Origin of the sequence: Huaxiibacter chinensis, from assembly GCF_022171985.1 — a bacterium.
In the GTDB taxonomy this organism is placed as follows: domain Bacteria; phylum Pseudomonadota; class Gammaproteobacteria; order Enterobacterales; family Enterobacteriaceae; genus Enterobacter; species Enterobacter chinensis_A.
In genome coordinates this window covers 69,192-95,599 of the sequence record NZ_JAJVHF010000012.1, presented here as the reverse complement: position 1 = coordinate 95,599, position 26,408 = coordinate 69,192, and the positions used below count along the sequence as shown (strand labels likewise).

Annotated in this window: 22 protein-coding genes; 14 read left to right on the top strand and 8 right to left on the bottom strand. The window is 56.9% G+C overall.

The genetic code is table 11. The features are described from left to right. Positions 1 to 4: 4 nt before the first annotated feature. The 9 genes from paaE (at position 5) to paaY (ending at position 8,646) form a co-directional block, all read left to right on the top strand. The gene (gene paaE, locus LZP96_RS19880) at positions 5 to 1,075 is read left to right on the top strand and encodes a 1,2-phenylacetyl-CoA epoxidase subunit PaaE (RefSeq protein ID WP_064326041.1); all 1,071 of its coding nucleotides are present in this window, start codon (positions 5 to 7) and stop codon (positions 1,073 to 1,075) included. Next, on the top strand, positions 1,072 to 1,839 hold the full coding sequence (gene paaF, locus LZP96_RS19875) for a 2,3-dehydroadipyl-CoA hydratase PaaF (protein WP_064326042.1): 768 nt from the start codon (positions 1,072 to 1,074) through the stop codon (positions 1,837 to 1,839). The genes paaE and paaF overlap by 4 nt, the downstream gene beginning before the upstream one ends. Beyond that, positions 1,839 to 2,627: a 2-(1,2-epoxy-1,2-dihydrophenyl)acetyl-CoA isomerase PaaG gene (gene paaG / locus LZP96_RS19870; protein WP_087892600.1), complete on the top strand. Its 789-nt coding sequence runs from the start codon at positions 1,839 to 1,841 to the stop codon at positions 2,625 to 2,627. The genes paaF and paaG overlap by 1 nt, the downstream gene beginning before the upstream one ends. A gap of 1 nt (position 2,628) precedes the next feature. Further along, complete coding sequence (gene paaH / locus LZP96_RS19865) at positions 2,629 to 4,056, top strand: 3-hydroxyacyl-CoA dehydrogenase PaaH (protein WP_064326043.1); 1,428 nt, start codon at positions 2,629 to 2,631, stop codon at positions 4,054 to 4,056. After that, entirely contained in the window at positions 4,046 to 4,468 is a 423-nt protein-coding gene (paaI, locus tag LZP96_RS19860) for a hydroxyphenylacetyl-CoA thioesterase PaaI (protein ID WP_064326044.1), read from the top strand. Before paaH ends, paaI begins: the two co-directional genes overlap by 11 nt. Further along, complete coding sequence (pcaF, locus tag LZP96_RS19855) at positions 4,468 to 5,673, top strand: 3-oxoadipyl-CoA thiolase (RefSeq protein ID WP_064326045.1); 1,206 nt, start codon at positions 4,468 to 4,470, stop codon at positions 5,671 to 5,673. The genes paaI and pcaF overlap by 1 nt, the downstream gene beginning before the upstream one ends. A gap of 26 nt (positions 5,674 to 5,699) precedes the next feature. After that, positions 5,700 to 7,019 carry a phenylacetate--CoA ligase PaaK gene (paaK, locus tag LZP96_RS19850; protein WP_064326046.1) on the top strand — a complete coding sequence of 440 codons (1,320 nt, stop codon included), beginning with the start codon at positions 5,700 to 5,702 and terminating at the stop codon, positions 7,017 to 7,019. A gap of 87 nt (positions 7,020 to 7,106) precedes the next feature. Then, on the top strand, positions 7,107 to 8,042 hold the full coding sequence (gene paaX, locus LZP96_RS19845) for a phenylacetic acid degradation operon negative regulatory protein PaaX (RefSeq protein WP_258926292.1): 936 nt from the start codon (positions 7,107 to 7,109) through the stop codon (positions 8,040 to 8,042). Positions 8,043 to 8,052: 10 nt separating this feature from the next. Then, positions 8,053 to 8,646, top strand: coding sequence for a phenylacetic acid degradation protein PaaY (paaY, locus tag LZP96_RS19840; protein ID WP_064326048.1), 594 nt, complete (start codon positions 8,053 to 8,055; stop codon positions 8,644 to 8,646). Positions 8,647 to 8,700: 54 nt separating this feature from the next. Here the strand turns inward: paaY and azoR are convergent, their stop codons facing one another. Further along, positions 8,701 to 9,306 carry an FMN-dependent NADH-azoreductase gene (gene azoR, locus LZP96_RS19835; protein ID WP_064326049.1) on the bottom strand — a complete coding sequence of 202 codons (606 nt, stop codon included), beginning with the start codon at positions 9,304 to 9,306 and terminating at the stop codon, positions 8,701 to 8,703. Positions 9,307 to 9,509: 203 nt separating this feature from the next. Here azoR and hrpA point away from each other — a divergent pair, with 203 nt between their 5' ends. Next, positions 9,510 to 13,412 carry an ATP-dependent RNA helicase HrpA gene (gene hrpA / locus LZP96_RS19830; protein WP_258926297.1) on the top strand — a complete coding sequence of 1,301 codons (3,903 nt, stop codon included), beginning with the start codon at positions 9,510 to 9,512 and terminating at the stop codon, positions 13,410 to 13,412. Positions 13,413 to 13,450: 38 nt separating this feature from the next. On the opposite strand, the gene LZP96_RS19825 is transcribed toward hrpA, so the two are convergent. The 4 genes from LZP96_RS19825 to LZP96_RS19810 are packed head-to-tail and all read right to left on the bottom strand — an operon-like array spanning position 13,451 to position 18,280. Then, positions 13,451 to 14,110: an O-methyltransferase gene (locus tag LZP96_RS19825; RefSeq protein WP_064326051.1), complete on the bottom strand. Its 660-nt coding sequence runs from the start codon at positions 14,108 to 14,110 to the stop codon at positions 13,451 to 13,453. A gap of 11 nt (positions 14,111 to 14,121) precedes the next feature. Continuing rightward, on the bottom strand, positions 14,122 to 15,504 hold the full coding sequence (locus tag LZP96_RS19820) for an efflux transporter outer membrane subunit (protein WP_064326052.1): 1,383 nt from the start codon (positions 15,502 to 15,504) through the stop codon (positions 14,122 to 14,124). Next, positions 15,501 to 16,583: an HlyD family secretion protein gene (locus tag LZP96_RS19815; protein ID WP_064326053.1), complete on the bottom strand. Its 1,083-nt coding sequence runs from the start codon at positions 16,581 to 16,583 to the stop codon at positions 15,501 to 15,503. The genes LZP96_RS19820 and LZP96_RS19815 overlap by 4 nt, the downstream gene beginning before the upstream one ends. A gap of 44 nt (positions 16,584 to 16,627) precedes the next feature. Then, the gene (locus LZP96_RS19810; RefSeq protein ID WP_374230154.1) at positions 16,628 to 18,280 is read right to left on the bottom strand and encodes an MFS transporter; all 1,653 of its coding nucleotides are present in this window, start codon (positions 18,278 to 18,280) and stop codon (positions 16,628 to 16,630) included. 234 nt (positions 18,281 to 18,514) lie between these two features. Between LZP96_RS19810 and LZP96_RS19805 the strand changes: the two genes are divergently transcribed. After that, positions 18,515 to 19,309 (top strand): YdcF family protein, encoded by a 795-nt coding sequence (locus LZP96_RS19805; RefSeq protein ID WP_258926291.1) that lies wholly within the window; start codon positions 18,515 to 18,517, stop codon positions 19,307 to 19,309. A gap of 197 nt (positions 19,310 to 19,506) precedes the next feature. Next, the gene (gene aldA / locus LZP96_RS19800; RefSeq protein WP_258926290.1) at positions 19,507 to 20,946 is read left to right on the top strand and encodes an aldehyde dehydrogenase; all 1,440 of its coding nucleotides are present in this window, start codon (positions 19,507 to 19,509) and stop codon (positions 20,944 to 20,946) included. A gap of 39 nt (positions 20,947 to 20,985) precedes the next feature. On the opposite strand, the gene LZP96_RS19795 is transcribed toward aldA, so the two are convergent. Together LZP96_RS19795 and gap are read right to left on the bottom strand one after the other, a co-directional pair. Continuing rightward, a complete protein-coding gene (locus LZP96_RS19795) occupies positions 20,986 to 21,912 on the bottom strand; it encodes an alpha/beta hydrolase (RefSeq protein WP_258926288.1) in 927 nt (308 codons plus the stop codon). A gap of 102 nt (positions 21,913 to 22,014) precedes the next feature. After that, complete coding sequence (gap, locus tag LZP96_RS19790) at positions 22,015 to 23,016, bottom strand: type I glyceraldehyde-3-phosphate dehydrogenase (protein ID WP_258926287.1); 1,002 nt, start codon at positions 23,014 to 23,016, stop codon at positions 22,015 to 22,017. 190 nt (positions 23,017 to 23,206) lie between these two features. Between gap and cybB the strand changes: the two genes are divergently transcribed. Then, positions 23,207 to 23,737: a cytochrome b561 gene (gene cybB, locus LZP96_RS19785; RefSeq protein WP_258926286.1), complete on the top strand. Its 531-nt coding sequence runs from the start codon at positions 23,207 to 23,209 to the stop codon at positions 23,735 to 23,737. Positions 23,738 to 23,960: 223 nt separating this feature from the next. Then, entirely contained in the window at positions 23,961 to 25,286 is a 1,326-nt protein-coding gene (locus tag LZP96_RS19780) for an MFS transporter (RefSeq protein ID WP_064326060.1), read from the top strand. Positions 25,287 to 25,328: 42 nt separating this feature from the next. Here LZP96_RS19780 and LZP96_RS19775 read toward each other — a convergent pair whose 3' ends face one another. Then, positions 25,329 to 26,405 carry an oxidoreductase gene (locus tag LZP96_RS19775; protein WP_258926283.1) on the bottom strand — a complete coding sequence of 359 codons (1,077 nt, stop codon included), beginning with the start codon at positions 26,403 to 26,405 and terminating at the stop codon, positions 25,329 to 25,331. Between the last annotated feature and the right edge of the window lie 3 nt (positions 26,406 to 26,408).

Here is a 26,408-nt window from a genome sequence, read left to right as displayed (position 1 = left end):
TGCCATGACTACGTTTCATGCCCTGACGGTGGCTAAAGTAGAACCCGAAACGCGCGATGCGGTGACGATTACCTTCGCCATTCCGCCGGGATTACAGGAGGCCTATCGTTTCCGCCCCGGTCAACACCTGACGCTGAAAGCGAAACTGGCGGGTGAGGAGCTTCGCCGCTGTTATTCCATCTGCCGCAGCGTAGGGCCGCACGAGGTCAGCGTGGCCGTAAAGGCTATCGACGGCGGACGCTTTTCCCGCTATGCCCGGGATGAGATCAAGCAGGGCATGGCAATGGAGGTCATGGTGCCGCAGGGGCATTTCGGCTACCAGCCGCAGGCCGGACGACAGGGGCGCTATCTGGCAATCGCGGCAGGTTCGGGCATTACCCCGATGCTGGCGATCTTATCGGCGACGCTGACCACCGAGCCGGAAAGCCACTTCACCCTGATCTACGGTAACCGCAGCAGCCAGAGCATGATGTTCCGCCAGGCGTTGGCGGATCTGAAAGACTCCTACGCCCAGCGCCTGCAGCTGGTCAATATCTTTAGCCAGGAGACGCTCGACAGCGAGTTGCTCCACGGGCGTATTAATGGCGAAAAGCTTCAGGCGCTCGCCAACACGCTGATTGATTTTAGCCAGTTTGATGAAGCCTTTATTTGTGGACCCTCCGTCATGATGGACGAGGCCGAACAGGCGCTGAAAACGCTGGGTATCGCCGATAAAGCGATTCACCTTGAGCGCTTCAACACGGCGGGCACGCCCGTTAAGCGTGCAACCACGATCCAGACTCAGGGCCAGAAGGTGACGGTGCGCCAGGATGGCCGCGATCGCCAGATCACCCTGACGGCCGAGGACGAAAGTATTCTCGACGCGGCCTTGCGCCAGGGCGCTGACTTACCTTACGCCTGTAAAGGCGGCGTCTGTGCGACCTGCAAATGCAAAGTGCTGCGCGGCAAGGTTGATATGGCGACGAACTACAGCCTGGAGCCGGATGAGCTGGCGGCAGGCTATGTGTTGAGCTGTCAGGCGCTGCCGTTAACGCCGGACGTGATTGTCGATTTCGATGCGAAGGGGATGGCATGAGCGAGTTAATCACCACCCGCCACGGACGCGTCTTACAGCTGACGCTCCATCGCCCGGCGGCGCGAAACGCCCTCAATAACGCGCTGTTAGGCGAACTGGCGGCAGCCCTTGAGGCGGCAGCAGCAGACAGCCACATTTCCGTTTGCGTGATTGACGGCGGAGAGCGTGGCTTTGCCGCCGGCGCCGATTTAAACGAGATGGCGCAAAACGATCTGCCCGCCACCCTGAATGATATCCGTCCGCAGCTGTGGGCGCGGATAAACGCCTTCAACAAACCCTTCATTGCCGCGGTGAATGGCTACGCGCTGGGTGCCGGGTGTGAGCTGGCCTTGCTGTGCGATGTCGTCATCGCCGGGGATAACGCCCGTTTCGGTCTGCCGGAAATTACCCTTGGGATCATGCCTGGCGCGGGCGGCACCCAGCGGCTGATACGCTGCGTCGGCAAATCTTTAGCCAGCAAAATGATCCTGACCGGCGAGAGTATCACTGCCCTACAGGCGCGCGAAGCGGGTCTGGTGAGCGATATCTGTCCGCCAGCGCTGACGGTGGAATATGCCCTCCAGCTTGCCGCAAAGATGGCGCGTCACGCTCCGCTGGCGTTGCAGGCGGCGAAGCAGGCGTTACGTCAGTCGCAGGAGGTTCCGCTGCATGCCGGTCTCGCTCAGGAACGTCAGCTCTTTACGCTGCTGGCGGCCACCGACGATCGCCGGGAGGGCATTGCGGCTTTCCTGGAGAAACGCACACCCGATTTTAAAGGACGCTAATTGTGGAATCTATTCTCTGTCACGTTGAGCAAGGCGTAATGACCCTTACGCTGAATCGTCCGGATCGTCTGAACAGTTTTAATGACGAGATGCACCAGCAGTTGTCCGCCTGCCTGAAACAGGCCGAGCGGGATGACACCGTGCGCTGTCTGCTGATAACGGGGGCCGGACGCGGTTTTTGCGCCGGCCAGGATTTAAACGATCGTAATGTCGATCCAAACGGTCCCGCACCCGATCTGGGCATGTCCGTTGAGACATTCTATAACCCGCTGGTGCGCCGTCTGGCGGCCTTACCTAAACCGGTGATCGCTGCCGTGAACGGCGTGGCGGCAGGTGCAGGGGCAACGCTGGCCCTGGGCTGCGACATGGTCATTGCCGCACGCTCGGCCAGTTTTGTCATGGCCTTCAGTAAGCTTGGACTGGTGCCGGACTGCGGAGGGACCTGGCTGCTGCCAAGAGTCGCCGGACGGGCGCGCGCAATGGGGCTGGCGCTGCTGGGGGACAAACTGAGCGCTGAGCAGGCATGCGACTGGGGCATGATCTGGCAGGTGGTGGAAGATGAAGATCTCTCTGCTTGCGCACAGAAGCTGGCCCTGCATCTGGCTTCTCAGCCCACCTTCGGTCTGGGTCTCATTAAGCAGGCGATCAATGCCGCCGAAACCAACAGCCTCGATACGCAACTCGATCTTGAACGGGATTACCAGCGTCTGGCCGGACGAAGCGACGATTATCGGGAAGGGGTCAGCGCGTTTCTGAGCAAGCGCCCGCCGACTTTCACGGGGAAATAAGATGACGATAAACATTCGCACCGTCGCGGTGATCGGCAGTGGCACCATGGGGGCCGGTATTGCGGAAGTGGCGGCCAGCAGTGGACACCCGGTTTTACTTTACGATATCGCTGCTGATGCGGTCTCCCGGGCGATTGAGGGCATTCGCACGCGTTTGTCATCCCGCGTTGCGCGCGGCAAGCTCTCTGCACAAGCCTGTGCCGCCATTCTGGCGCGCCTGAAGCCGGTGACCGGAATAGAGGCGCTGGCAGACGCCGATCTGGTCATTGAAGCCGCCTCCGAGCGCCTTGAGGTGAAAAAAGCCCTTTTTTCGCAGCTTGCCAGCCTCTGTTCGCCACAGACGCTGTTAACCAGCAACACCTCTTCTATCTCTGTTACCGCCATCGCCGCCGACCTGCCTCATCCGGAACGCGTTGCCGGGCTGCATTTTTTTAATCCTGCGCCGGTGATGAAACTGGTTGAAGTGGTGAGCGGGCTGGCGACGTCGCCAGAAGTGACGGATCTGCTGTGCGAACTGGCAATAAGCTGGGGCAAACAGCCCGTGCGCTGTCAGTCGACGCCGGGGTTTATCGTCAACCGCGTGGCGCGTCCGTTTTATTCAGAAGCCTGGCGGGCGCTGGAAGAGCAGGTCGCTTCCCCGGAAGCGATTGATGCCGCTCTGCGCGAAGGGGCAGGTTTTCCGATGGGCCCGCTGGAGCTCACCGATCTGATTGGTCAGGACGTCAATTTCGCGGTGACCTGCTCGGTATTTAATGCTTTCTGGCAGGAACGGCGTTTTCTGCCGTCGCTATACCAACAGGAGCTGGTCACGGCTGGGCGGCTCGGCAAAAAAAGCGGGCAGGGCGTCTATGACTGGCGCGGCAAAAAGCCGCAGGTTCACTGGCTGGATGACGTCTCCGGGACCTCTGCTGCGTTTAACGCGTCCAGGTTAAGTGACGGTGTCACTGAAATTGACGACGCTCTCCTCATTGAAACGCAGGGTGAAACAGCACAAAGCCTGGCCCTGCGCCTGAATAAGCCTGTCGTGGTCGTGGACCGGATGGAACGCGACGTGGCGGTGATTGCCGCCGCCGCCAGTAATCCGCCCGCCGCGACGCAGAAGGTGGTGCAGTACCTGCAACAGCAAGGAAAACGCGTGCTGATGATTGCGGACTATCCCGGTCTGCTGATCTGGCGCACGGTGGCGATGATTATCAATGAAGCGCTGGATACGCTGCAAAAAGGGGTCGCCAGCGAAGAGGATATCGATACGGCGATGCGTCTGGGCGTCAACTATCCCTGCGGGCCGGTGGCCTGGGGTGAGCGCCTGGGCTGGCAGCGGCTGCTTTTCCTGCTGGACAACCTGCAACGCCACTACGGTGAAGAACGTTACCGTCCCTGTTCACTGCTGCGCCAGCGCGCGCTTCTGGAGAGTAGCTATGAGTCATAACGCCTGGCAAAACGCCCATGCCATGTATGAAAACGACGCCTGCGCACGGGCGCTGGGCATCGAGATTATTGAGATGGATGACGGTTATGCCGTCGTGACCATGACCATTACGCCGCAGATGCTCAACGGGCATAAAACCTGTCATGGCGGACAACTTTTCTCGCTGGCGGATACGGCATTTGCGTACGCCTGCAACAGCCAGGGGCTGGCGGCGGTGGCCTCAGGCTGTTCAATCGATTTCCTGCGCCCCGGATTTGCCGGAGACAGGCTAACGGCCACTGCCCGGGTAAAGCATCAGGGCAAACTGACCGGCGTCTACGACATTGAAATTACCAATCAACAACAAAAAACAGTCGCCCTGTTTCGCGGTAAATCCCACCGCACGGGCGGCAGTGTGACAGGAGAAGCCTGATGCGTGATGCCTATATTTGTGACGGCGTACGAACCCCGATTGGACGATACGGCGGCGCCTTGTCAGGCGTACGGCCCGACGATTTAGCCGCGGTGCCGCTGCGCGCGCTGCTGGCGCGTTATCCGCAGCTGGATGCCGGACTGATCGATGATGTGCTTCTGGGCTGTGCAAACCAGGCGGGGGAAGATAACCGAAACGTCGCCCGCATGGCGGCACTGCTGGCCGGGATTCCCCAGACGGTGTCCGGTACCACCCTCAATCGCCTGTGTGGATCTGGTCTGGACGCGGTAGGGTTCGCGGCCAGGGCAATTAAAGCAGGCGAGGCGGAGTTAATGATAGCCGGTGGCGTGGAGTCGATGTCCCGCGCCCCCTTCGTCATGGGTAAAGCGACGTCGCCGTTCCAGCGTCAGGCCGACATGTTTGATACCACCATCGGCTGGCGATTTGTGAATCCGCTCATGCATCAGCAATTTGGTACTGACAGCATGCCGGAAACGGCAGAGAATGTAGCTGAATTGTTAAAAATAAGTCGCGCCGATCAGGATGCTTTTGCCTTGCGCAGCCAGCAGCGTACGGCGCTGGCCCAGCAAAACGGTATCCTGGCGCAGGAGATCGTGCCGGTGAGCGTGGCGGGCAAAAAAGGGGTGACCAGTGAAGTCTCCCTTGACGAGCATCCGCGTGCTGAAACCACGTTAGCCCAGCTTGCGGCGTTGAAAACCCCTTTCCGCCAGAACGGCGTGGTGACGGCGGGGAACGCGTCCGGCGTGAATGACGGCGCGGCAGCGCTGTTGATTGCCGGTGAGAAGATGGCTCAACAGCAAGGGCTCACGCCGCGAGCCCGCGTTGTGGCCATGGCCAGCGCAGGCGTGGAGCCTCGCCTGATGGGGCTTGGGCCCGTGCCGGCCACCCGTAAAGTGCTGGAGCGCGCAGGGTTAAGTATCAACGATATGGATGTCATTGAGCTGAATGAGGCCTTTGCCGCACAGGCGCTGGGCGTGTTGCGTCAGCTTGGACTCGCGGACGACGCCGAACACGTTAACCCTAACGGGGGGGCCATTGCGTTGGGCCATCCGTTGGGGATGAGCGGGGCGCGTCTGGTCATGGCGGCTACGAATGAATTACATCGACGCAACGGGCGGTATGCGCTGTGCACGATGTGCATCGGTGTGGGCCAGGGCATTGCCCTGATCCTTGAGCGTGTTTGAGCAAAAAACAATGTGAGTACCCTACAATGACAACGACAACAAGCCAACTCGATCCGATTGAAACCGCGTCCCTGGACGAACTACAGGCGCTGCAAACCCAACGTCTGAAGTGGACGCTCGAACATGCTTACCGCAACGTGCCGATGTACAAGCGCAAATTTGATGCGGCGGGCGTGCATCCTGACGATTTCAACGAACTGTCCGATATCAATAAATTTCCGTGCACCACCAAGCAGGATCTGCGGGATAACTATCCCTTTGATACCTTTGCGGTGCCGATGGAGCAGGTGGTGCGGATCCACGCCTCTTCCGGGACAACCGGCAAACCAACCGTGGTTGGCTATACCCGGAACGATATTGATAACTGGGCCAACATTGTCGCCCGCTCGCTGCGCGCCGCAGGCGGCAGCGCGAAAGATAAAATCCACGTTGCCTACGGCTACGGGCTCTTTACCGGCGGGCTGGGCGCGCACTATGGCGCTGAACGCTTAGGCGCGACGGTGATCCCCATGTCGGGCGGACAAACGGAAAAGCAGGCGCAGCTTATCCGCGATTTTCAGCCGGACATGATCATGGTGACGCCATCCTATTGTCTGAACCTGATAGAAGAGCTGGAACGTCAGATGGGGGGCGATGCCAGCCCGTGCTCGCTGCGCGTGGGTGTCTTCGGTGCCGAGCCCTGGACGCTGGCAATGCGCCACGAGATTGAACGTCGTCTGGGCATTACCGCCCTGGACATCTACGGCTTATCAGAAGTCATGGGGCCGGGTGTGGCGATGGAGTGTCTGGAAACGGCCGATGGCCCGACCATCTGGGAAGACCATTTCTATCCGGAAATTGTTAACCCGAACGACGGAACGCCGCTTGCAGACGGTCAGCAGGGCGAACTGTTATTTACCACCCTCACGAAAGAGGCGCTGCCCGTTATTCGCTACCGCACGCGCGATCTGACCCGCCTGCTGCCCGGCACGGCCCGCACGATGCGCCGGATGGATCGTATCAGCGGACGCAGCGATGACATGCTGATCATTCGCGGCGTCAACGTCTTCCCGTCCCAGCTTGAAGAGGAGATCGTTAAGTTTGAGCATCTTTCTCCGCACTACCAACTGGAGGTGAATCGCCGTGGACATCTTGATTCGCTTTCGGTCAGAGTGGAGCTCAAAGAGAGCAGCTTAACGTTAACCCATGAGCAGCGCTGTCAGGTTTGTCATCAGTTGCGCCATCGGATCAAGTCGATGGTCGGGATCTCAACCGACGTGACCATCGTTAACTGCGGCAGTATTCCGCGTTCCGAAGGGAAAGCCTGCCGCGTATTCGATCTGCGCAAGGTGGCCGCTAACGGTTAAAAGCGGACCGCGCCCTCTGCCATTTCCGGCAGAGGGTAGCCTGAATCTTCTGTGCTATGATTCATCCAGGATAAAAAACACAACAGAATGAATCAGATGAGCAAACTCGATACCTTTATTCAGCATGCCGTCAGTTCGGTGCTCATTAGCGGTACTTCGCTGATTTCGTCGCTCTACGGTGACGCACTCTCCCATCGAGGCGGTGAAATCTGGCTGGGAAGCCTGGCCGCGCTGCTGGAAGGGATGGGCTTTGGCGATCGCTTTGTGCGCACCGCGCTTTTCCGTCTCAACAAAGAAGGCTGGCTGGATGTCTCGCGCATCGGCCGTCGCAGCTTCTATCGCCTGAGCGATAAAGGGCTGCGCCTGACCCGCCGCGCGGAGCATAAGATCTACCGGGGAGAACAGCCTGCCTGGGATGGAAAATGGTTGCTGTTGTTGTCCGAAGGGCTGGATAAAAACACCCTGGCTGACGTGAAAAAACAGCTGATCTGGCAAGGCTTTGGTACCCTGGCCGCCAGCCTGATGGCCTCTCCGTCGCAGAAGCTGGCCGATGTTCAGCAGCTTCTGCATGAGGCTGGCGTGGCAGAAAACGTCATCTGTTTTGAAGCGCACTCGCCTCTGGCGCTGTCGCGCGCGGCGCTGCGCTCGCGTGTGGAAGAGTGCTGGCAGCTGACGGAGCAGAACGTCATGTATGAAACCTTTATCGACTCTTTCCGCCCGCTGTTGCCGCTCTTAAAAGAGGCAAAGGCAGAGGAACTGACGCCGGAACGTTGCTTCCAGATTCAGCTGTTGTTGATCCATTTTTATCGCCGTGTGGTGCTTAAAGATCCGCTGTTACCGGAAGAGTTGCTTCCGGCACACTGGGCAGGCCAAACCGCGCGGCAGTTGTGTATCAATATTTATCAACGTGTGGCCCCTGGCGCGCTGGCCTTTGTTAGCGAAAAAGGGGAAACCTCGGTGGGGGCGCTGCCTGCCCCGGGGGCGCTATATGCCCAACGCTTTGGCGGGCTGCCGCACGCATAACGGAGGAGCTATGCCTGTTTATCAGATTGACGGACTGACACCCGTGGTGCCAGAAGAGAGTTATGTGCATCCCACAGCGGTACTGATTGGCGACGTGATTTTAGGTAAGGGCGTCTATGTCGGGCCTAACGCCAGCCTGCGCGGGGATTTTGGGCGCATTGTGGTCAAAGACGGCGCCAATATTCAGGATAACTGCGTGATGCACGGCTTCCCCGAGCAGGATACGGTGGTGGAAGAGGAGGGTCATATCGGCCACAGCGCCATCCTGCATGGTTGCGTCATCCGCCGTAACGCCCTGGTGGGCATGAATGCGGTGGTGATGGACGGGGCGGTAATTGGCGAAAACAGCATCGTGGGGGCCGCCGCCTTTGTGAAGGCCAAAGCGGATATGCCGGCAAATCATCTGATCATTGGCAGCCCGGCGAGAGCTATTCGCACGCTGAGCGAGCAGGAAATCGAGTGGAAAAAACAGGGCACGCGGGAGTATCAGGTGCTGGTTGAGCGCTGCAAGCGCACAATGCATCAGGTAGAGCCGTTACGAGAAGAGGAGCCCGGACGCAAACGCCTGGTCTTTGATGAGAACCTCAGGCCGAAATCAGCCTGAAGAAAACGTTCCTGAAAAGGAAAACTCTCCCACCGGGGGTGGGAGAGTGAAATCTTACGCAGCCACCAGGCTGTCGATGGCTGCTTTAGCGTCGGACTGTGCTTTAGTCGCCACTTCCGGACCGTAAGCAATGCCTTCTGCGAAGACAAAGTTCACGTCGGTGATACCGATGAAGCCCAGGAACAGGGTCAGGTACGGTGCAACCAGGTCGGTTGGGGTGTCTTTATGGATACCGCCACGGCTGGAAAGCACGATAGCACGTTTCCCCGTCACCAGACCTTCCGGGCCGTTTTCGGTATAACGGAAGGTCACACCCGCACGCGCCACCAGGTCAAAGTAGTTTTTCAACTGCGTTGGGATGTTGAAGTTGTACATTGGGGCGTTGATGACGATCACGTCATGGGCCTTCAGTTCGGCAATCAGCTCATCGGACAGCGCCAGCGCTTCCTGCTGACGTGGCGTCAGAGGGGCATCGCTCGGACGCAGTGCGCCAACCAGTTCTCCATCCAGCACCGGAATCGGCTGAGCAGCCAGATCACGTACGGTGATTTCGTCAGCGGAGTGCTGTTCGCGCCACTGTTCAACGAAATAATCAGACAGCTGACCAGACTGAGAGTACCCTGCCAGAATACTGGATTTAAGAACTAATACTTTGCTCATGGGTGATTCCTTTAATGTATTTGATAAGGGGGATTGCCCCGTTGCTTGCTGACACTTTATTCACAATCCTGTCGCAGGGATAGCGCAATATATCGAAGCCTATGTTCGAATTTTTTGAATAAGGCAGTACAGACGCCGTTGTGATACTCTATCACTATCATTACTACGAGATTTTACCCGGCAGAGCACTGCCCTTTAACGCGATGACAGAACTTCAGAAAATCACCTTCTCCGCACTGCAAAAACAGCTCGATACGCTGATGTTGCGCGATAAACAGCGTTTCGCCCGCCGTCTGCAGGGGATTAAAAAGGTTAAAAATCCTGATGCACAACAGGCCATTCTCCAGGAGATGGCGAAAGAGATTGACCAGGCTGCGGGTAAGGTTGTGCTGCGTGAAGCGTCGCGCCCGGAGATTCACTACCCGGAAAATCTGCCCGTCAGTCAGAAGAAACAGGCCATTCTGGAAGCCGTTCGCGATCACCAGGTGGTGATTGTGGCCGGTGAAACCGGCTCGGGTAAAACCACGCAGCTGCCGAAAATCTGCATGGAGCTGGGGCGCGGCGTTAAAGGGCTGATTGGTCATACCCAGCCGCGTCGTCTGGCGGCGCGAACCGTCGCCAACCGTATCGCCGAAGAGCTTCACACCGAGCCGGGTGGCTGTGTTGGCTATAAGGTGCGTTTTAACGATCACGTGAGCGAAAATACCCTGGTCAAACTGATGACCGACGGCATTCTGCTGGCGGAAATCCAGCAGGACCGTCTGTTGATGCAGTACGACACCATCATTATCGATGAAGCGCACGAGCGCAGCCTGAACATCGATTTTCTGTTGGGGTATTTGCGCGAGCTGCTGCCGCGTCGTCCGGATCTGAAGGTCATCATTACCTCCGCGACCATCGATCCTGAACGCTTCTCGCGCCATTTCAACAACGCGCCCATTATCGAAGTGTCCGGTCGTACCTATCCGGTTGAGGTTCGCTACCGGCCGATTGTCGAAGAGGCGGATGATACCGAACGCGATCAGCTGCAGGCTATTTTCGATGCGGTGGACGAACTGGGTCGTGAAAGCCCGGGCGATATTCTGATCTTTATGAGCGGCGAGCGTGAAATCCGCGATACCGCAGATGCTCTCATTAAACGCGACTTACGCCATACCGAAATTTTACCGCTCTATGCGCGCCTGTCGAACAGCGAGCAAAACCGGGTATTCCAGTCACACTCGGGGCGGCGAATCGTGCTGGCGACCAACGTGGCGGAAACCTCGCTGACCGTGCCGGGCATCAAGTACGTTATCGATCCGGGTACCGCCCGTATCAGCCGCTACAGCTACCGTACAAAGGTGCAGCGTCTGCCGATTGAGCCGGTTTCACAGGCGTCGGCTAACCAGCGTAAAGGCCGCTGCGGACGTGTATCGGAAGGGATCTGCATTCGCCTCTACTCCGAAGATGATTTCCTGTCGCGCCCGGAATTTACCGATCCGGAAATTCTGCGTACCAACCTGGCTTCGGTCATTTTGCAGATGACTGCGCTGGGGCTGGGCGATATTTCGGCATTCCCGTTTGTCGAAGCGCCGGATAAACGCAACATTCAGGACGGCGTGCGCCTGCTTGAAGAGCTGGGAGCGATCGCGACGGATGAACAGGCGACGGCCTATAAACTGACGCCGCAGGGGCGTCAGCTCAGCCAGTTACCGGTTGACCCGCGTCTGGCGCGCATGGTGCTTGAGGCGCAAAAACACGGCTGCGTGCGTGAAGCGATGATCATTACTTCAGCGCTCTCGATCCAGGATCCGCGCGAGCGTCCGATGGATAAAAAGCAGGCCTCTGACGAAATGCACCGTCGATTCCACGATAAAGAGTCCGATTTCCTGGCCTTTGTGAATCTGTGGAACTACCTTGGCGAGCAGCAAAAAGCGCTCACCTCGAACGCTTTTCGTCGGCTCTGCCGGACGGAATACCTGAACTACCTGCGCGTGCGCGAATGGCAGGATATTTATACCCAGCTTCGTCAGGTCGTCAAAGAGCTCGGTATTCCGGTGAACAGCGAACCTGCCGAGTACCGCGAGATCCACGTTGCCTTACTCACCGGGTTGCTCTCCCATATCGGGATGAAAGATGCCGATAAACAGGAGTATACCGGGGCGCGAAATGCCCGTTTTGCCATCTTCCCGGGCTCCGGGTTATTTAAGAAACCGCCAAAATGGACCATCGTTGCCGAACTGGTGGAAACCAGCCGTCTGTGGGGGCGTATTGCCGCACGCATCGATCCTGAATGGGTTGAGCCGGTGGCGCAGCATCTGCTGAAGCGCTCTTACAGTGAGCCACACTGGGAACGGGCGCAGGGCGCGGTGATGGCCACGGAAAAAGTGACCGTCTACGGGCTGCCGGTCGTCGCCGCACGTAAGGTGAACTATAGCCAGATTGATCCGGCGCTTTCACGCGAGCTGTTTATTCGCCATGCGCTGGTCGAAGGCGACTGGCAGACGCGTCATGCCTTCTTCCGTGAAAACCTGAAGCTTCGCGCCGAGGTAGAGGAGCTTGAACACAAGACCCGCCGACGTGACATTCTCGTCGATGATGAAGCGCTGTTTGAATTTTACGATCAGCGTATCAGCCACGACGTAGTGTCGGCGCGTCATTTTGACAGCTGGTGGAAGAAGGCCAGCAAAGAGACGCCTGACCTGCTCAACTTTGAAAAGAGCATGTTGATCAAAGAAGGGGCGGAGTCGGTCAGTAAGCTCGACTACCCGAACTTCTGGCATCAGGGCAACCTTAAGCTGCGTCTGAGCTATCAGTTTGAACCCGGCACCGATGCTGACGGCGTAACGGTACATATTCCGTTGCCGCTGCTGAATCAGGTTGAAGAGGCGGGCTTTGAATGGCAAATCCCGGGACTGCGTCGCGAGCTGGTGATCGCCTTGATCAAATCGCTGCCGAAGCCGGTGCGCCGAAACTTTGTTCCGGCCCCCAACTACGCCGAAGCGTTTCTGGGCCGCGTTACGCCGCTTGAGATGCCGCTTCTGGATGCGCTGGAACGTGAGCTTCGCCGGATGACGGGCGTTACGATCGACCGGGAAGACTGGCACTGGGATCAGGTGCCCGACCATCTGAAAATCACCTTCCGGGTGGTGGACGATAAACATAAAAAGCTGAATGAAGGTCGCTCGCTGACGGCGCTGAAAGATGCGCTGAAAGGCAAAGTGCAGGAGACGCTCTCAGCCGTCGCCGATGACGGCATCGAGCAGAGCGGGCTGCATATCTGGAGCTTTGGCGATTTGCCGGATCACTACGAGCAAAAACGCGGTAACTATCGGGTAAAAGCCTGGCCGGCGCTGGTCGACGAGCGCGACAGCGTGGGGATTAAGCTTTTTGATAATCCACTGGAACAACAGCAGGCGATGTGGCGGGGCTTGCGCCGTCTGCTGCTGCTTAATATTCCGTCGCCCATTAAATATCTGCATGAAAAACTGCCGAATAAGGCCAAGCTGGGGCTGTACTTTAACCCTTATGGCAAGGTGCTGGATCTGATTGATGACTGCATCTCCTGCGGCGTGGACAAACTGATCGACGAAGCGGGTGGGCCGGTCTGGACCGAAGAGAGCTTTGCGAAGCTGCACGATAAAGTGCGGGCAGAGCTGAACGATACGGTGGTGACCATTGCGAAGCAGGTCGAACAGATCCTGACGGCGGTATTCAATATTAACAAACGCCTGAAAGGGCGCGTGGATATGACCATGGCGCTGGGTCTGTCGGACGTGAAGGCGCAGATGAGCGGTCTGGTCTATCGCGGGTTTGTCACCGGCAACGGGTTCAAACGCCTGGGGGATACCTTGCGGTATTTGCAGGCGATAGAAAAACGACTGGAAAAACTGGCGGTCGATCCGCATCGGGATCGCGTTCAGATGCTGAAAGTGGAAAGCGTGCAGCAGGCCTGGCAGCAATGGCTCAATAAACTTCCGCCCGCGCGTCGTGAGGACGAAGACGTTCAGGCCATTCGCTGGATGATCGAAGAGTTGCGCGTCAGTCTGTTCGCCCAACAACTGGGTACGCCGTATCCCATCTCTGACAAGCGCATTCTGCAGGCCATGGAGCAGATTTCAGCGTAACATTAAAGCCGGGCACGCGTCTGCGTGGCCCGGCTTTTTTACCCGTTTACGATTGCCAGCGTAAAACCATCCCAGCCTTTCACGCCCACGGTTTGTAACGCGGTGGCCGTCAGTCGCGGATTGTCACCCGTCATCTCGATAAAACGCCGTACGCCCTGTACGCGCGCGTCGTCACTCTGTCCGTTTATCACTTCGCCATCACGCACCACGTTATCGCCGATAATCAGCGTGCCGGGGCGGGAGTAGTGCAGCGCCCACTCCAGATAGCCAGGGTTGTTCGGTTTATCGGCATCAATAAAGATCAGGTCAAAAGGAGGGATGTCGCCAAAATCTTCAAGCGAGCGCAACGCCGGGCCTTCCCTTAATTCGATACGATCGTCAAGCCCGGCCAGACCGATATTCAGGCGGGCTACCTGAGCGTGCGTGGGGTCTGCTTCCAGCGTGATGAGCTTGCCGTCCGGCGGCAGGGCGCGGGCCATCCAGATGGAGCTGTAAGCCCCAAGCGTGCCGATTTCGAGAATACGTTTCGCCTGGGTCATGCGTACAAAAAGGGCCAGCAGTTGCCCCTGGTTTGCAGCGACGTCGTGTTGAGGTAACCCCGCACGCAGGTTGTTTTCCAGTACGCGCGTTAGAACTTCATCCCCAGGAATGAGTGAAGAAATCATGTATTTATCTACTGCAGACCACTGTTGTTGCATAGATTGACCCCTTATTGTGACGCTGACCACCCGCCGCCCAGCGCTTTGTATAAATCAATTTGCGCCAGCAGCAGGTTATTTTTTGCCTGCACAACGCTGGTTTGCACCGAGAAGAGGGTGCGCTGCGCATCCAGTTCATCAAGATAGGATGAGTAACCGTTGCGATAACGGTTTTGTGCAATACGCAGCGTCTCTTGCGCCACGTCCTGCTGTGCCAGCAGTTCGGTCAGCTGTTGCTGATACCGGGTGATAGCATCCAGGCTGTCGTTGACCTCCCTGAACGCATTGCGCACCGTTTTTTCATAGCTGTAGAGCGCCTGATTGCGCTGCGACTGCGAAATATCAACCTGCGCGTTGAGCGCCTGACGGTTAAGCAGCGGCGCAAGAATGCTGCCTCCAGCGCTCCACAGCTGTAACGGGTTATCCAGCAGCCCTGACAGGGTGCGATCCTGTATCGATCCGGTCGCGGTCAGGTTGATCGAGGGTAACAGGCTGGCGCGGGATGAGGCCAGCGTGGCATCGGCGGCAACCAGCTGGCGCTCGGCCTGCACAATATCCGGTCGGCGATTAAGCAGCGTTGAAGGCAACTGTGACGGCAGGCGAAGCGGCGTCAAAGAGTCGAAATCGTTATTGCGCGCTACCCCGCCTGGGTTTTGCCCCAGCAGCAGGCTGAGCGCATTTTCTTGCTGAGCAATTTGATGCTGCAGCAGCGGGAGCTGCGCCCGCGTGGAGCGCAGCTCGGAGTCGGATTGCATCAGCTCCAGGCGTGAACTGTAGCCGGTTTCAAACTGACGTTGGGCAAGTTTAAAGGCGTCTTCACGCGATTTCTGGGTGGACTGCGTTACGCGTAGCTGCTCGTCCAGCGCCAGAAGGGTGACATAACCAGACGCTACCGAGGAGGCAACGGTGAGATCCGCTGCAGAGGCGGCCGCTTTTTGCGCCGCCAGAGAGGCTTCCGCGGCATTAGCGGTCTGGCGATTCACGCCCCAGAGGTCCACGTCGTAGCTTGCGCTCAGACTCCCTTTATAGAGCGAACCATAGACGGGAAGGCCAGTGGCTGCCGATTGCGATCGGGCTCGCGTCCCGCTAAGGCCGGCATCAACGCTGGGAAACAGGCTACCGTCCGCCGCAAAGACCCGAGCCTGATACTCATTAATGCGTTCCCGGGCGATAAGCACATCGCTGTTATGGCGCAACGCCTGATCTACATAGCGATTGAGATTGTTATCGTGGAACTGTCGCCACCAGAGCTGTTCTGCCGGGCTGGCGGGGCCCGCCTCGGCGCGCCACTGGGCAGGAATGGAGAGCGTCGTTTTCGCCGGGGCGACGTCAACAGACTGGCAACCCGCCAGCCAAACGGCCATCGTTACACAGGCCAGGGGGCGAAGGGTCATGGTTTCGCCTCCCGGGTATCAATACTGACCTGGACCGACATGCCTGGTCGCAATAAGCCAATCGCCTCCGGTTTGCCCAGCACTTCGATGCGCACCGGTATACGCTGGGCGATTTTAACGAAATTACCGGTGGCGTTATCCGGGGTAATCGCGCTGAATTCCACGCCGGTGGCCGGTGAGATGCTTTCAACGCGACCCTGATATGCCTTGTCGTTTAACGCATCCACCGTAAAGCTGACCGGCTGTCCGACGCGTAAATCGGCCAGCTGCGTCTCTTTAATATTCGCAATCACCCAGTGTTGCGGCGGTACGAGGGTAGTGAGATGCGTCCCCGCCGTCACGTATGCGCCAAGACGCACGGCAATCTGCCCGAGCTGACCGTCACGTGGGGCGGTAATGCGCGTATTTTGCAGATCGATCTGAGCCAGTTCGAGGGCGGCTCTCGCATTCTCGACGTCCGCCTCCAGCGCGCCGCGATTAACGATAACGGTTTGCAAATCCTGACGCGACATCTCAAGAGTAGCTTTCGCCTGTTCAATATCGGCATTGCCCTGCGCGGCGCTTGCCAGCGCGGCATCCCTTTCACGGACAGACAGCGAACCGTCTGCCGTCAGATCTTTTACGCGCTTCAAATCTGCCTGGGTTTTCAGATTTTGCGCCCGGGCATTTTTCAACGCCGCGTCATTGCGCAGAATGACCGCTTCGGCGCTTTTACGTTGCTGAAGATTATTATTTAGCGCGGCAATTTTCATCGCCAGCTGGGCCTCAGCCTGATGGACGCGCTGACGATAGATGCGGTCGTCTATTTGCAGCAACAAGTCACCCTGTTTGACCCGATCAAAATCCTTCACCTTTACGTCGGTGATATAGCCATTCACCTGGGGGCTGATAAACGTCGTAAGCCCGCGTACGTAAGCGTTATCGGTAAATTGCGTATGCCGTGTAAACGGGGGCAATTGCCACGCATAAAGAATCACCAGCACGCCTACGATGCCGATAGCAGCGGCGGTAAAAAGGGAGACAACACGCAAATTATTGCGCGTATTAGCCTGATCTTTGGCGGCATCCTGCTGGCTCATAACGTCTCCTGGGGTAAAACTGTCTTCATGTTGTGTGACATCCCTTATTTCGTTCCTGTCGCGTTTTTAAGTGCCATTCGGGCAGTAATTCTCAGACGCAGCAAGCGCCACAGAATCCAGACCAGCGTCGCGGTGGCAATGCCCGCCGTCAGAAGGTAAGTATCATTGTAAGCCAGAATGTTGGCCTCAAGCGTGGTGACGGTTTGCAGCTGCGTGACGGCCTGCGTGCCGCGCAAGGCGCTGTCGCCAATGATATTTTGATACAGGCTGGTATAAAGCTGTAACCGTTCGTTGACCAGCGGGTTAAGGGTGGTGAGCTGATCGGCGAGTAAACTGGAGTGATATTTTTCACGCCAGGTCTGGAAGGTGCCGAGAATAGCGGAGCCGAGCAGCCCCCCCACGTTCTGGCTCATGCCAAACAGCACCGAAAAACTGACGAGGTTGCGTGGATCGGCGATAACGCCGCCAATGCCTGCCAGCATCGCCGGTGCCAGAAAAAAGGCACTGCCAAAGCCGAGGAGAAACTGGCTCAGCATCAGTTGATCCGGGCGGGTCAGATTGTTGGACTGGCTGTCCAGCAACGAGGCCACGATCATCAGCACCAGCGAGGTGATAATCGGCCAGGCCAGTTTTGTCGGTTTGATGGTCAGGCAGCTGGCGACAATACCGCAAACAATGCCTGCGAGAATTGACCATGCCAGATGCGTCATTTGTTCATTCTGCAAACCGACATACTGCAGCCAGCCGATGACGCCGGTGTTTTGCTCCGCCAGCACGATGCGGATAAGCAGCATAATCAGCCCGAGCCGCACAATGCTGCCGCTGGAGAGCCAGCGCGTATTGAGTAGCGGATTACTGCGATTGTGTTCAAAAACGATAGCCGAGACGATCAGCACCAGAGACAACGCCAAAGACCAGCCAATCCAGGGCGCCTCAAACCACCAGTCCAGTCGTCCTAATGAGAGCACGGCGCACAGTAACGCCATTCCTGGGGCCAGCAAGAAGAAGGTGATGAAATCCTTCTTTTCAAAGACCTTACGCCGATCGCCTGGAGGCAGCTTAAGGGCAATCACGCAGCCCAGTGAGACCAGCGCCAGCCCCAGTTCGAAGAAGTACAGACCGCGCCACTCGTCGAGCTGTAACAGCTCCGTTGAAAAGAGACGGGCAATGGGGATAGCCAGCGAGGAGCCGGTGATGCCGATAGTGAGCGCTTTGAGCCGATGTTTCGCCGGCCAGGCCTGAATTTGATAATAGATCCCAAGCGAACTCAGCGCTGCCGCCACCATCCCATGCGCGGCGCGGACCATCAGCGCGGAGCTGAGATCGTTAACAAAGAGGTGGAAAAAGGTGACCAGGACATACAGCACCAGAAAGCCTTCGGTGAAGGCGCGCAGACCATACTGCTGACGAAATTTCACCAGCAGCAGGTTAATCGAGACGTTGGTCATGACATAGACCGCCGGCAACCAGGCGATTTCCGTGGACCAGACCGCAAACGTCCCCTGTAAATTTTGCAGATTGGCCGCGACCATCGCGTTACCCAGCGCGCCCGTCAGGCACACCAGCAGGCCAACAATACCGTAGGCAAAACGTTTAGGTGTACTATGCAGCGGCGTAGAAGGCGACCCGAGCAGGGCCGGTTTTTCGTGTGGCTGCCACTCGCGAGGAGCATAAGGATCGCGTTGAGGCAGGCGCATATCGTTTTTACCTTGGGAAAATCGAATTATTAGTGGGCTAATGATTTTACGTCTGGCGCAAACCATAATTCAAGTGAATATGAAAAGCTGTATTTAATCAAATGCTGATTGTATTTGAAGGAGAAATAACCGGGAATGCGGGCGCAGAAGATGGCGATCGGCCTTTAGGAGTGCTCCTGTGGTGAGTCAGGTGAGATGCGTTAGGCTGAAAACAAAGGCTGTAAGGAGGTCACAATGATACTGGAAATTTTTCCCCGTCTTCCCGACACCACTCTCGCTGCCGTTAATACGGTTGGCGACTGGCTGGCGCAGGATGACCTGCTGGGTATTCAGCAGGTTGATGCAGTGATCCTGGCGGGTAACGCCGTTATTCCGTCGATAGATGCGGCCTGTCGTTTTGCGCAGGAGCAGGACGTGCCGCTCGTCATCAGCGGTGGTATTGGTCACTCCACGACGTTTCTTTACGCGTCCATTGCCCGTCACCCACGCTACAATACCGTCCCGACGACAGGCCGCGCTGAGGCGGCAATCCTTGCGGATATTGCGCGTCAGTTCTGGGCCATTCCGGATGAGAAAATCATTGTGGAAGATCAGTCAACCAACTGTGGTGAGAATGCCCGCTTTAGCTGGGATTTAATCAAACACCGGAATATGAAAGCTGACCGACTTCTCGTGGTGCAGGACCCGACCATGCAACGCCGCACCATGGCGACCTTTGCCAGGTTGCTGCAGGAGGAAGCCACGCCACCGCAGCGGGTGAGCCATCCGGGCCTTACCCCGCGACTGCAAAACAGCGACGATGGGCTGGTCTTTAGCGGGCCGAGCGACGGTCTCTGGCCCGTCGAGCGCTATCTGTCGCTGGTCTTTGGCGAAATACCGCGTCTGCGCGACGACGTTAACGGCTACGGTCCTGCCGGTCGCGACTTTATTATTCACGTCGATATCCCGCAGGAGGTAGAGGCCGCCTGGCAAATCATCCGCACCGATACCATTTTAACGGATGCGCTGGTCAGCCGTTCGCTTCTCTGAGCCTTGCCCGTTTGCGTCACCTTTGCCGCAAACGGGCATTTAATGTTGCTTGGGTGTAATTCAAATGTTGTATATTCGCGGTGCTTTTTTGAGATGTCTCACAAAAACAGCGTGATAGGGTAGGAAACTGACTTCAGGGTTGTAGTTTTTAACAATAATTTTACTTGTTAAAAACAGTGCAATTACAGGAGCAGGTTATGACAGTACCCGTACAACATCCTATGTATATCGATGGACAGTTTGTTGCCTGGCAAGGTGAGGCGTGGATTGATGTCATTAACCCCGCCACCGAAGAGGTCATTTCCCGCATCCCCGACGGTCACGCTGAAGATGCGCGTAAGGCCATTGATGCCGCTGAGCGAGCGCAGGCTGGCTGGGAAGCGCTGCCTGCTATCGAACGTGCCGGTTGGTTGCGTAAGATCGCTGCCGGGATCCGCGAGCGTGCCAGCGAAATTAGCGCCTTGATCGTGGCGGAAGGCGGCAAAATTCAGCCCCTGGCCGACGTGGAGGTGAACTTCACGGCCGATTATATCGACTACATGGCTGAATGGGCACGCCGCTATGAGGGAGAAATCCTGCAAAGCGACCGTCCAGGCGAAAATATTCTGGTCTTCAAACGGGCGTTGGGCGTCACTACCGGCATCCTGCCGTGGAACTTCCCCTTCTTCCTGATTGCCCGCAAGCTGGCGCCGGCGCTTATTACCGGTAATACCATTGTGATTAAACCCAGCGAATTTACCCCGAATAACGCCATTGCCTTTGCCAAAATTGTCGATGAGATTGGCCTGCCAAAAGGCGTCTTTAACCTGGTTCTCGGCCGCGGCGAAACCGTCGGTCAGGAGCTGGCCGGAAACCCGAAAGTGGCGATGGTCAGCATGACGGGCAGCGTGACCGCGGGTGAAAAAATCATGACGGCCGCGGCAAAAAATATCACCAAAGTGTGCCTGGAACTGGGCGGCAAGGCGCCTGCGATTGTTATGGACGACGCGAATCTGGAGCTGGCAGTCAAAGCCATTGTGGATTCACGTGTCATTAACACCGGGCAGGTTTGTAACTGCGCCGAGCGCGTGTATGTGCAAAAAGGGATTTACGATCGTTTTGTGAATCGTCTGGGCGAGGCGATGAAGGCCGTTCAGTTTGGTGATCCGGCAGAACGCCAGGATATCGCGATGGGACCCTTGATCAATGCCGCGGCACTCGAACGCGTAGAGCAAAAGGTGGCGCGTGCCGTTGAGGAGGGCGCGAGCGTAGTGCTTGGGGGAAAAGCCGTTGAAGGCATAGGGTTCTTTTATCCGCCGACGCTGCTGCTGAACGTGCGTCAGGAGATGACCATCATGCATGAGGAGACCTTTGGTCCGGTTTTACCGGTGGTGGCTTTTGACACGCTGGAAGAGGCCCTGGAGATGGCGAATGACAGCGAATACGGCCTGACGTCATCGGTTTATACGCAGGATCTGAATGTCGCCATGAAAGCTATTAAGGGGCTGAAGTTTGGCGAAACCTATATCAACCGCGAGAACTTTGAAGCGATGCAGGGCTTCCACGCGGGCTGGCGCAAGTCGGGGATAGGCGGTGCCGACGGTAAGCATGGTCTGCACGAGTATCTCCAGACCCAGGTCGTCTACTTACAGTCGTAATACGTAGAGCCCGGCGCAGGCATCTGCCCCGGGCCATTTTTACACTTTAGTGGCTATCCAGTTCATCATCAGTTCCGGCCAGACCGCGACGGGTAAGCCGATCGCGTCACGAATTCCAAATCCGTGTTTACCTCGCTCAAACAGATGCATTTCGACGGCAACCCCGGCGCGCCGCAGGGCGTTGAACATGACCAGACTGTTGTCCACTTTTACCGCCGGATCGTCAATGGCATGGAGCAGAAAGGTGGGTGGCGTGCTGCTGGTGGCACGGTCTTCAAGGGAATAGCGATGCACCTGTTCAGGCGATGGAGTGTCACCAATCAGCTCATGACGCGAGCCGGGGTGGTCAATATCCGCATGCATGGTGATAACCGGATAGACCAGCGCCATAAACGCAGGGCGCGCGCTTTGCTCATCAATGTCATCCACCGGCTGATAAACCTTTTCGTCAAAGCGCGTGCCCAGACTTGCCGCAACGTGTCCACCCGCCGAGAAACCCATCACCCCAATACGCAGCGGGTCCAGTTGCCATTCCCGGGCGTTGGCCCGAATCGTGCGCAGGGCGCGCTGTACATCGGCCAGCGGAGCATCCGCGCCTTCCAGATGCTTATCACCCGGCAGGCGGTAGGTCATCACAAACAAGGTATAGCCGCGTTGATTAAAAAAGGGGGCGAGGGCGCTGCCTTCTTTATCCAGCACCACGCGGCGGTATGACCCGCCTGGCGTCACCAGAATGCCTGTGCCGTTCGGCTTCGCGGGCGCATAAACCGTGATTTCCGGTGCGCGAACGCCAGTGACTGAGCGATCGTAATTCGACGTACCCGTATGATGAGGTTCAGGCGTAAACACCGCCTCACTCGCTTTCGCGCCGGGGGCCTCGCCGCCGGGCCACACGGAGAAGGTCTTCGAACGGGCCACGGCGTCGGCCATCAGGTCTTCAAGCACTTCGCGGGTCAGCGCATCCATCTGTTCACTCCCTTTTTGAGAAAGTCAGGGTTATACCATGGCAAGCTTTATAAAAACGGGAAGGGATTCACAACGGCGGGCAGCAGGCTGCCCGCAGGAAGGTTATAGCGCGGCAAACTTATCGAGAGTACGCACTAGCTGTGTGACAAAGCCATATTCGTTATCGTACCAGGCCACGGCTTTGACCAGTTGCACATCACCCGCCTCAGCCACTTCGGTTTGGGTGGCGTCAAATACCGAACCGAAATGGGAGCCAATGACGTCAGAGGAGACAATCTCCTCGTCGGTATAGCCGAAGGATTCGTTTCCTTCCGTGGCTTTTTTCAGCGCCTGATGGATGTCGTCTACGGTCACTTTTTTACCCAGAACGGCCACCAGTTCTGTCACGGAACCGGTTTTCACCGGAACGCGTTGCGCATGGCCTTTCAGCTTGCCGCTCAGGGCGGGAATCACCAGTCCAATTGCTTTAGCCGCCCCGGTGGTGTGGGGAATAATATTTTCAGCCGCGGCACGCGAGGCGCGAAGATCTTTTCCGCGTGGGCCATCCACCAGCGCCTGAGTGCCGGTATAGGCGTGGATCGTGGTCATCGTGCCCACTTTGATTTCAAAGGCATCATGCAGGGCCTTCGCGAGCGGCGCCAGGCAGTTGGTGGTGCAGGAGGCGACGGAGATGATGGTATCGCTGGCATCAATGGTGTCGTCATTCACATTGAAGACAATGGTTTTCATCTCACCCGCAGGGGCGGAAATCAACACTTTTTTCGCGCCCGCTTCCAGATGCGCTTTGGATTTGTCTTCCGATGTGTAGAAACCGGTGCATTCAACCACCAGATCAACGCCCGCCGAAGACCACGGAATATGTTTCGCCTCTTTTTCGGCGTACACCGAGATGGACTGACCGTCCACAATCAGCGAATCTTCCGTAAAGTCGACGCTCCAGGGGAAAGGACCGTAGTTAGAGTCATGTTTAAGCAGGTAAGCCAGCACCTTCGGAGAGGTGAGATCGTTAATCGCCACTACGGTATTGCTATCCTTCGTTTCAAGCAGGCGACGCAGCACCAGACGCCCAATACGGCCAAACCCATTAATGCCAATTTTACTCATGGTCACTCCCGTTAGATTGAACAATGCGACAGTTTAAACTTATCCAGGCTTAGACCATGTCGGCGCGTGAGGCAATTGAAGATGCTTCATTTACCTGCAAAGCTTTTGATAAATCATCAAGAAAAGTTAATGAATTTTTAAGGAAAGCCCGTTATGTTGACGCTTTCTACGTATTCGTTCAGGAAATAATATGCGTAACAAATATACCGGCCTGCAAATCGGTATCCACTGGCTGGTCTTTCTGCTGGTCATTGTGGCGTACTGCGCCATGGAATTTCGCGGTGACTTCCCGCGCAGCGCCCGTCCGCTTATCAATATGATCCACGTCTCGTGCGGGATTTCGATCCTGGTGCTGATGGTGGCGCGTCTGTTTATCCGTCTGAAATTCCCGGCTCCGCCCATTCAGCCAAAACCCAAACCGATGATCACCGGCATGTCGCACCTTGGCCATTTGATTGTCTATGTGCTCTTTATCGTGCTGCCGATTGTGGGCATTGTGATGATGTACAACCGGGGCAATGACTGGTTTGCTTTTGGCATGGTGATGCCGCACGCGGCGGAAGCGAATTTCGATTTGGTGGATTCGCTGAAAGCGTGGCACATCACGTTGGCTAATCTGGGCTACTTTGTGATCGGCCTGCACGCGGCGGCTGCCCTGATGCACCACTATTTCTGGAAAGATAATACGCTGTTGCGCATGATGCCGAAAAAACGCGGTTAATCCTTCTCCGCGCTGGCGAAACCCGCTGCTCTGTCAGCGGGTTTTTTTGTGATCGTGATTTGTTTTCGGTCGCGTCATTCCGCGTTATGTCACATTTTTTATCATCAGATTACGTGAATCCGTCGCATTAAGTATATCTATAATAGAAACACTGCGACGAGAAAGCCTTCCTCTGCTCTGGCGCCAACTCCGTCGTTAACTGGCATACTGTTCAGGAGAGGGTATGAATCATTCATCTCAGCAATCATTAGACAGTTCACTTGAGACCAGTGAGAACCGCGCCGTGCCTAAATTGCGTAAAGTATTACTTGCCACCGGGATTGGCCATTTTGTGGAATGGTTTGATTTTGGGCTATACGGCACGCTGGCCGCCATTATTGGCCTGCAGTTTTTCCAGGCCGGAGAGCCGTCGGTCGCCTTGCTCTCGTCATTTGCTGTATTTGGCGCAGGCTTTATTATGCGCCCGCTGGGTGGGCTCTATTTCGGCTCCCTTGGCGACCGCATCGGGCGTAAAAAGGTGCTGGCGACGGTGATTATGCTCACCTCGGGTGCCACCTTTTTAATGGGGCTACTGCCGACGTATTCGCAGGTGGGGATTACCGCTACCGTATTGCTGGTATTAACGCGTCTGGTGCAGGGCTTTGCCGCAGGGGGAGAGAGTTCCGGCGCGACGACATTTTTGGCGGAATATGCCCCGACAGAGCGGCGTGGCTATTTCACCTGCTGGATTGATAACTTCGGCTTTATGGCATTTGTTGCCGGTTCGGGACTGGTCTTTTTACTGACCGCCTCGCTGGGCGAGGCCGCCATGACGGACTGGGGCTGGCGTATCCCATTCCTGATCGCCGGGCCGTTAGGCTGGGTGGGCCTGTATCTGCGAACGCATCTCGAAGATTCACCGGAATTTCTGGAAATGGCGAAGAGTGGCAAAACGGCTTCTTCGCCACTGCGTATGGCGCTGACCACAGCCTGGAGCGCGCTCTTTTTCTGCGTGGGGTTTGTGGTGATTAAAGCCGTCGGGCACTGGACGCTGCAAACCTTTATGCCCAGCTATCTCTCAACCGAACTGCATTATTCGAAACTGGACTCCTACGCCATCACCACCATCGGACTCTTTGCCATTGCCGTCATGGTGCCGTTTATGGGGTATCTATCCGACAAGTTTGGCCGTAAACCGCTGATGCTGGCGGGATGTGCAGGGTTTATTCTCTTCACCTGGCCGGCGATGATGCTCATGGCTCGCGGCGATATGTTATCCGCGGTGATGGCCATGCTGCTGCTCGGCGCCTTTATTGCCGCGTTTGACGGGGCCTGTACCGCGGCGATGGCGGAGCTGTTCCCGACCCGCATTCGCTACGGTGGGATCTCCATTGCGTATAACGTGGCTGTCGCTTTTTTTGGCGGCATCACGCCGTGGTTCTCGGCCTATCTGATGACGGCAACGGGCAATCCGTTTTCACCGGCCTGGTACGTCATGGGCGCAGCGTTGATTACCTTTATCACCGTCCTGCGTGCCAAAGAGACGGCGGGACAGCCTTTACAGCGCTAGTCAGGCGCGACCTGCGGCAGGCCGCAGGTCGCTAATCCGTTATTACAGTTGTTCCCGCTCGCTGTCCGTCAATGACACGGTTTGCGTGGTGCCGGTGTCGGAGGATTTAACCGCCGCTTCCAGCACCGCCATTACCGCCAGCGCCTCAACCGGAGGAACCGGATTGCTTCTTTTCCCGTTCAGGGCGTCGCGTATCTGAATATAGTACTGGCGCTGATCGCCCTTAGGCGTGCGATGCGTCTGTGGCTGCCCGCTGGCGTCGTATACCACCAGATCGTCGCTGTCTTCGCCCCAGTGTGCGCTGCCAGGAATAACCCCCGCCAGCAGCTGGCTTTCCTGCTGATCGATAGTCGCTTTGACGACGCTGGCGTTGTCGCCATGGACGGTGAAACGCTGAACGCCACCTGCCGCCAGCATACTGCAGTGCAGAATGACCTTATGCTGCGGGTAATTCAGGACGACGTGCGCCCAGTCGTTGATCTCCGCACCCTGACGCAGAGTGGCGATATTGCCCTGTACCGACTGGGGTAAACCAAACAGCTGCAACGCCTGGTCAATGATATGCGGCCCTAAATCAAACCATAAACCGCTGCCCGGAACATTTTGCTCTCTCCAGCGCACGCGCACTTCCGGGCGAAAGCGATCGATATGTGACTCAAAATGCTTCACATTGCCAATCATTCCTTGTTCGATAACCGCTTTAATGCCCAGATAATCACTGTCCCAGCGACGATTATGGAACACCGACAGCAGGGTCTGTTTCTCCTCCGCCAGCGCAATGAGATCTCTGGCTTCACGCATATCAAGGGTGAACGGTTTATCCACCACCACATGCTTGCCTGCCTTCAGCGCCAGCGTGGCCAGTGGGGCATGAGTGGCATTGGGCGAGGCGATAACGACCAGATCAATATCCGGATGGTGAATGGCTTCTTCCGGCGTCGCTACCACGGTAACGTCCGGCAGATCGCGATTGACCTTTTCTGCATCTCTGGATGAGACTAGCGTCAGGTTCAGGCCGGGCACTGACTGGATTAACGGGGCATGAAACGTCTTGCCAACGAATCCATAGCCGATCAAAGCGACATTGATACTTTTACCGTCTTGTATAACTTTATTCATAAC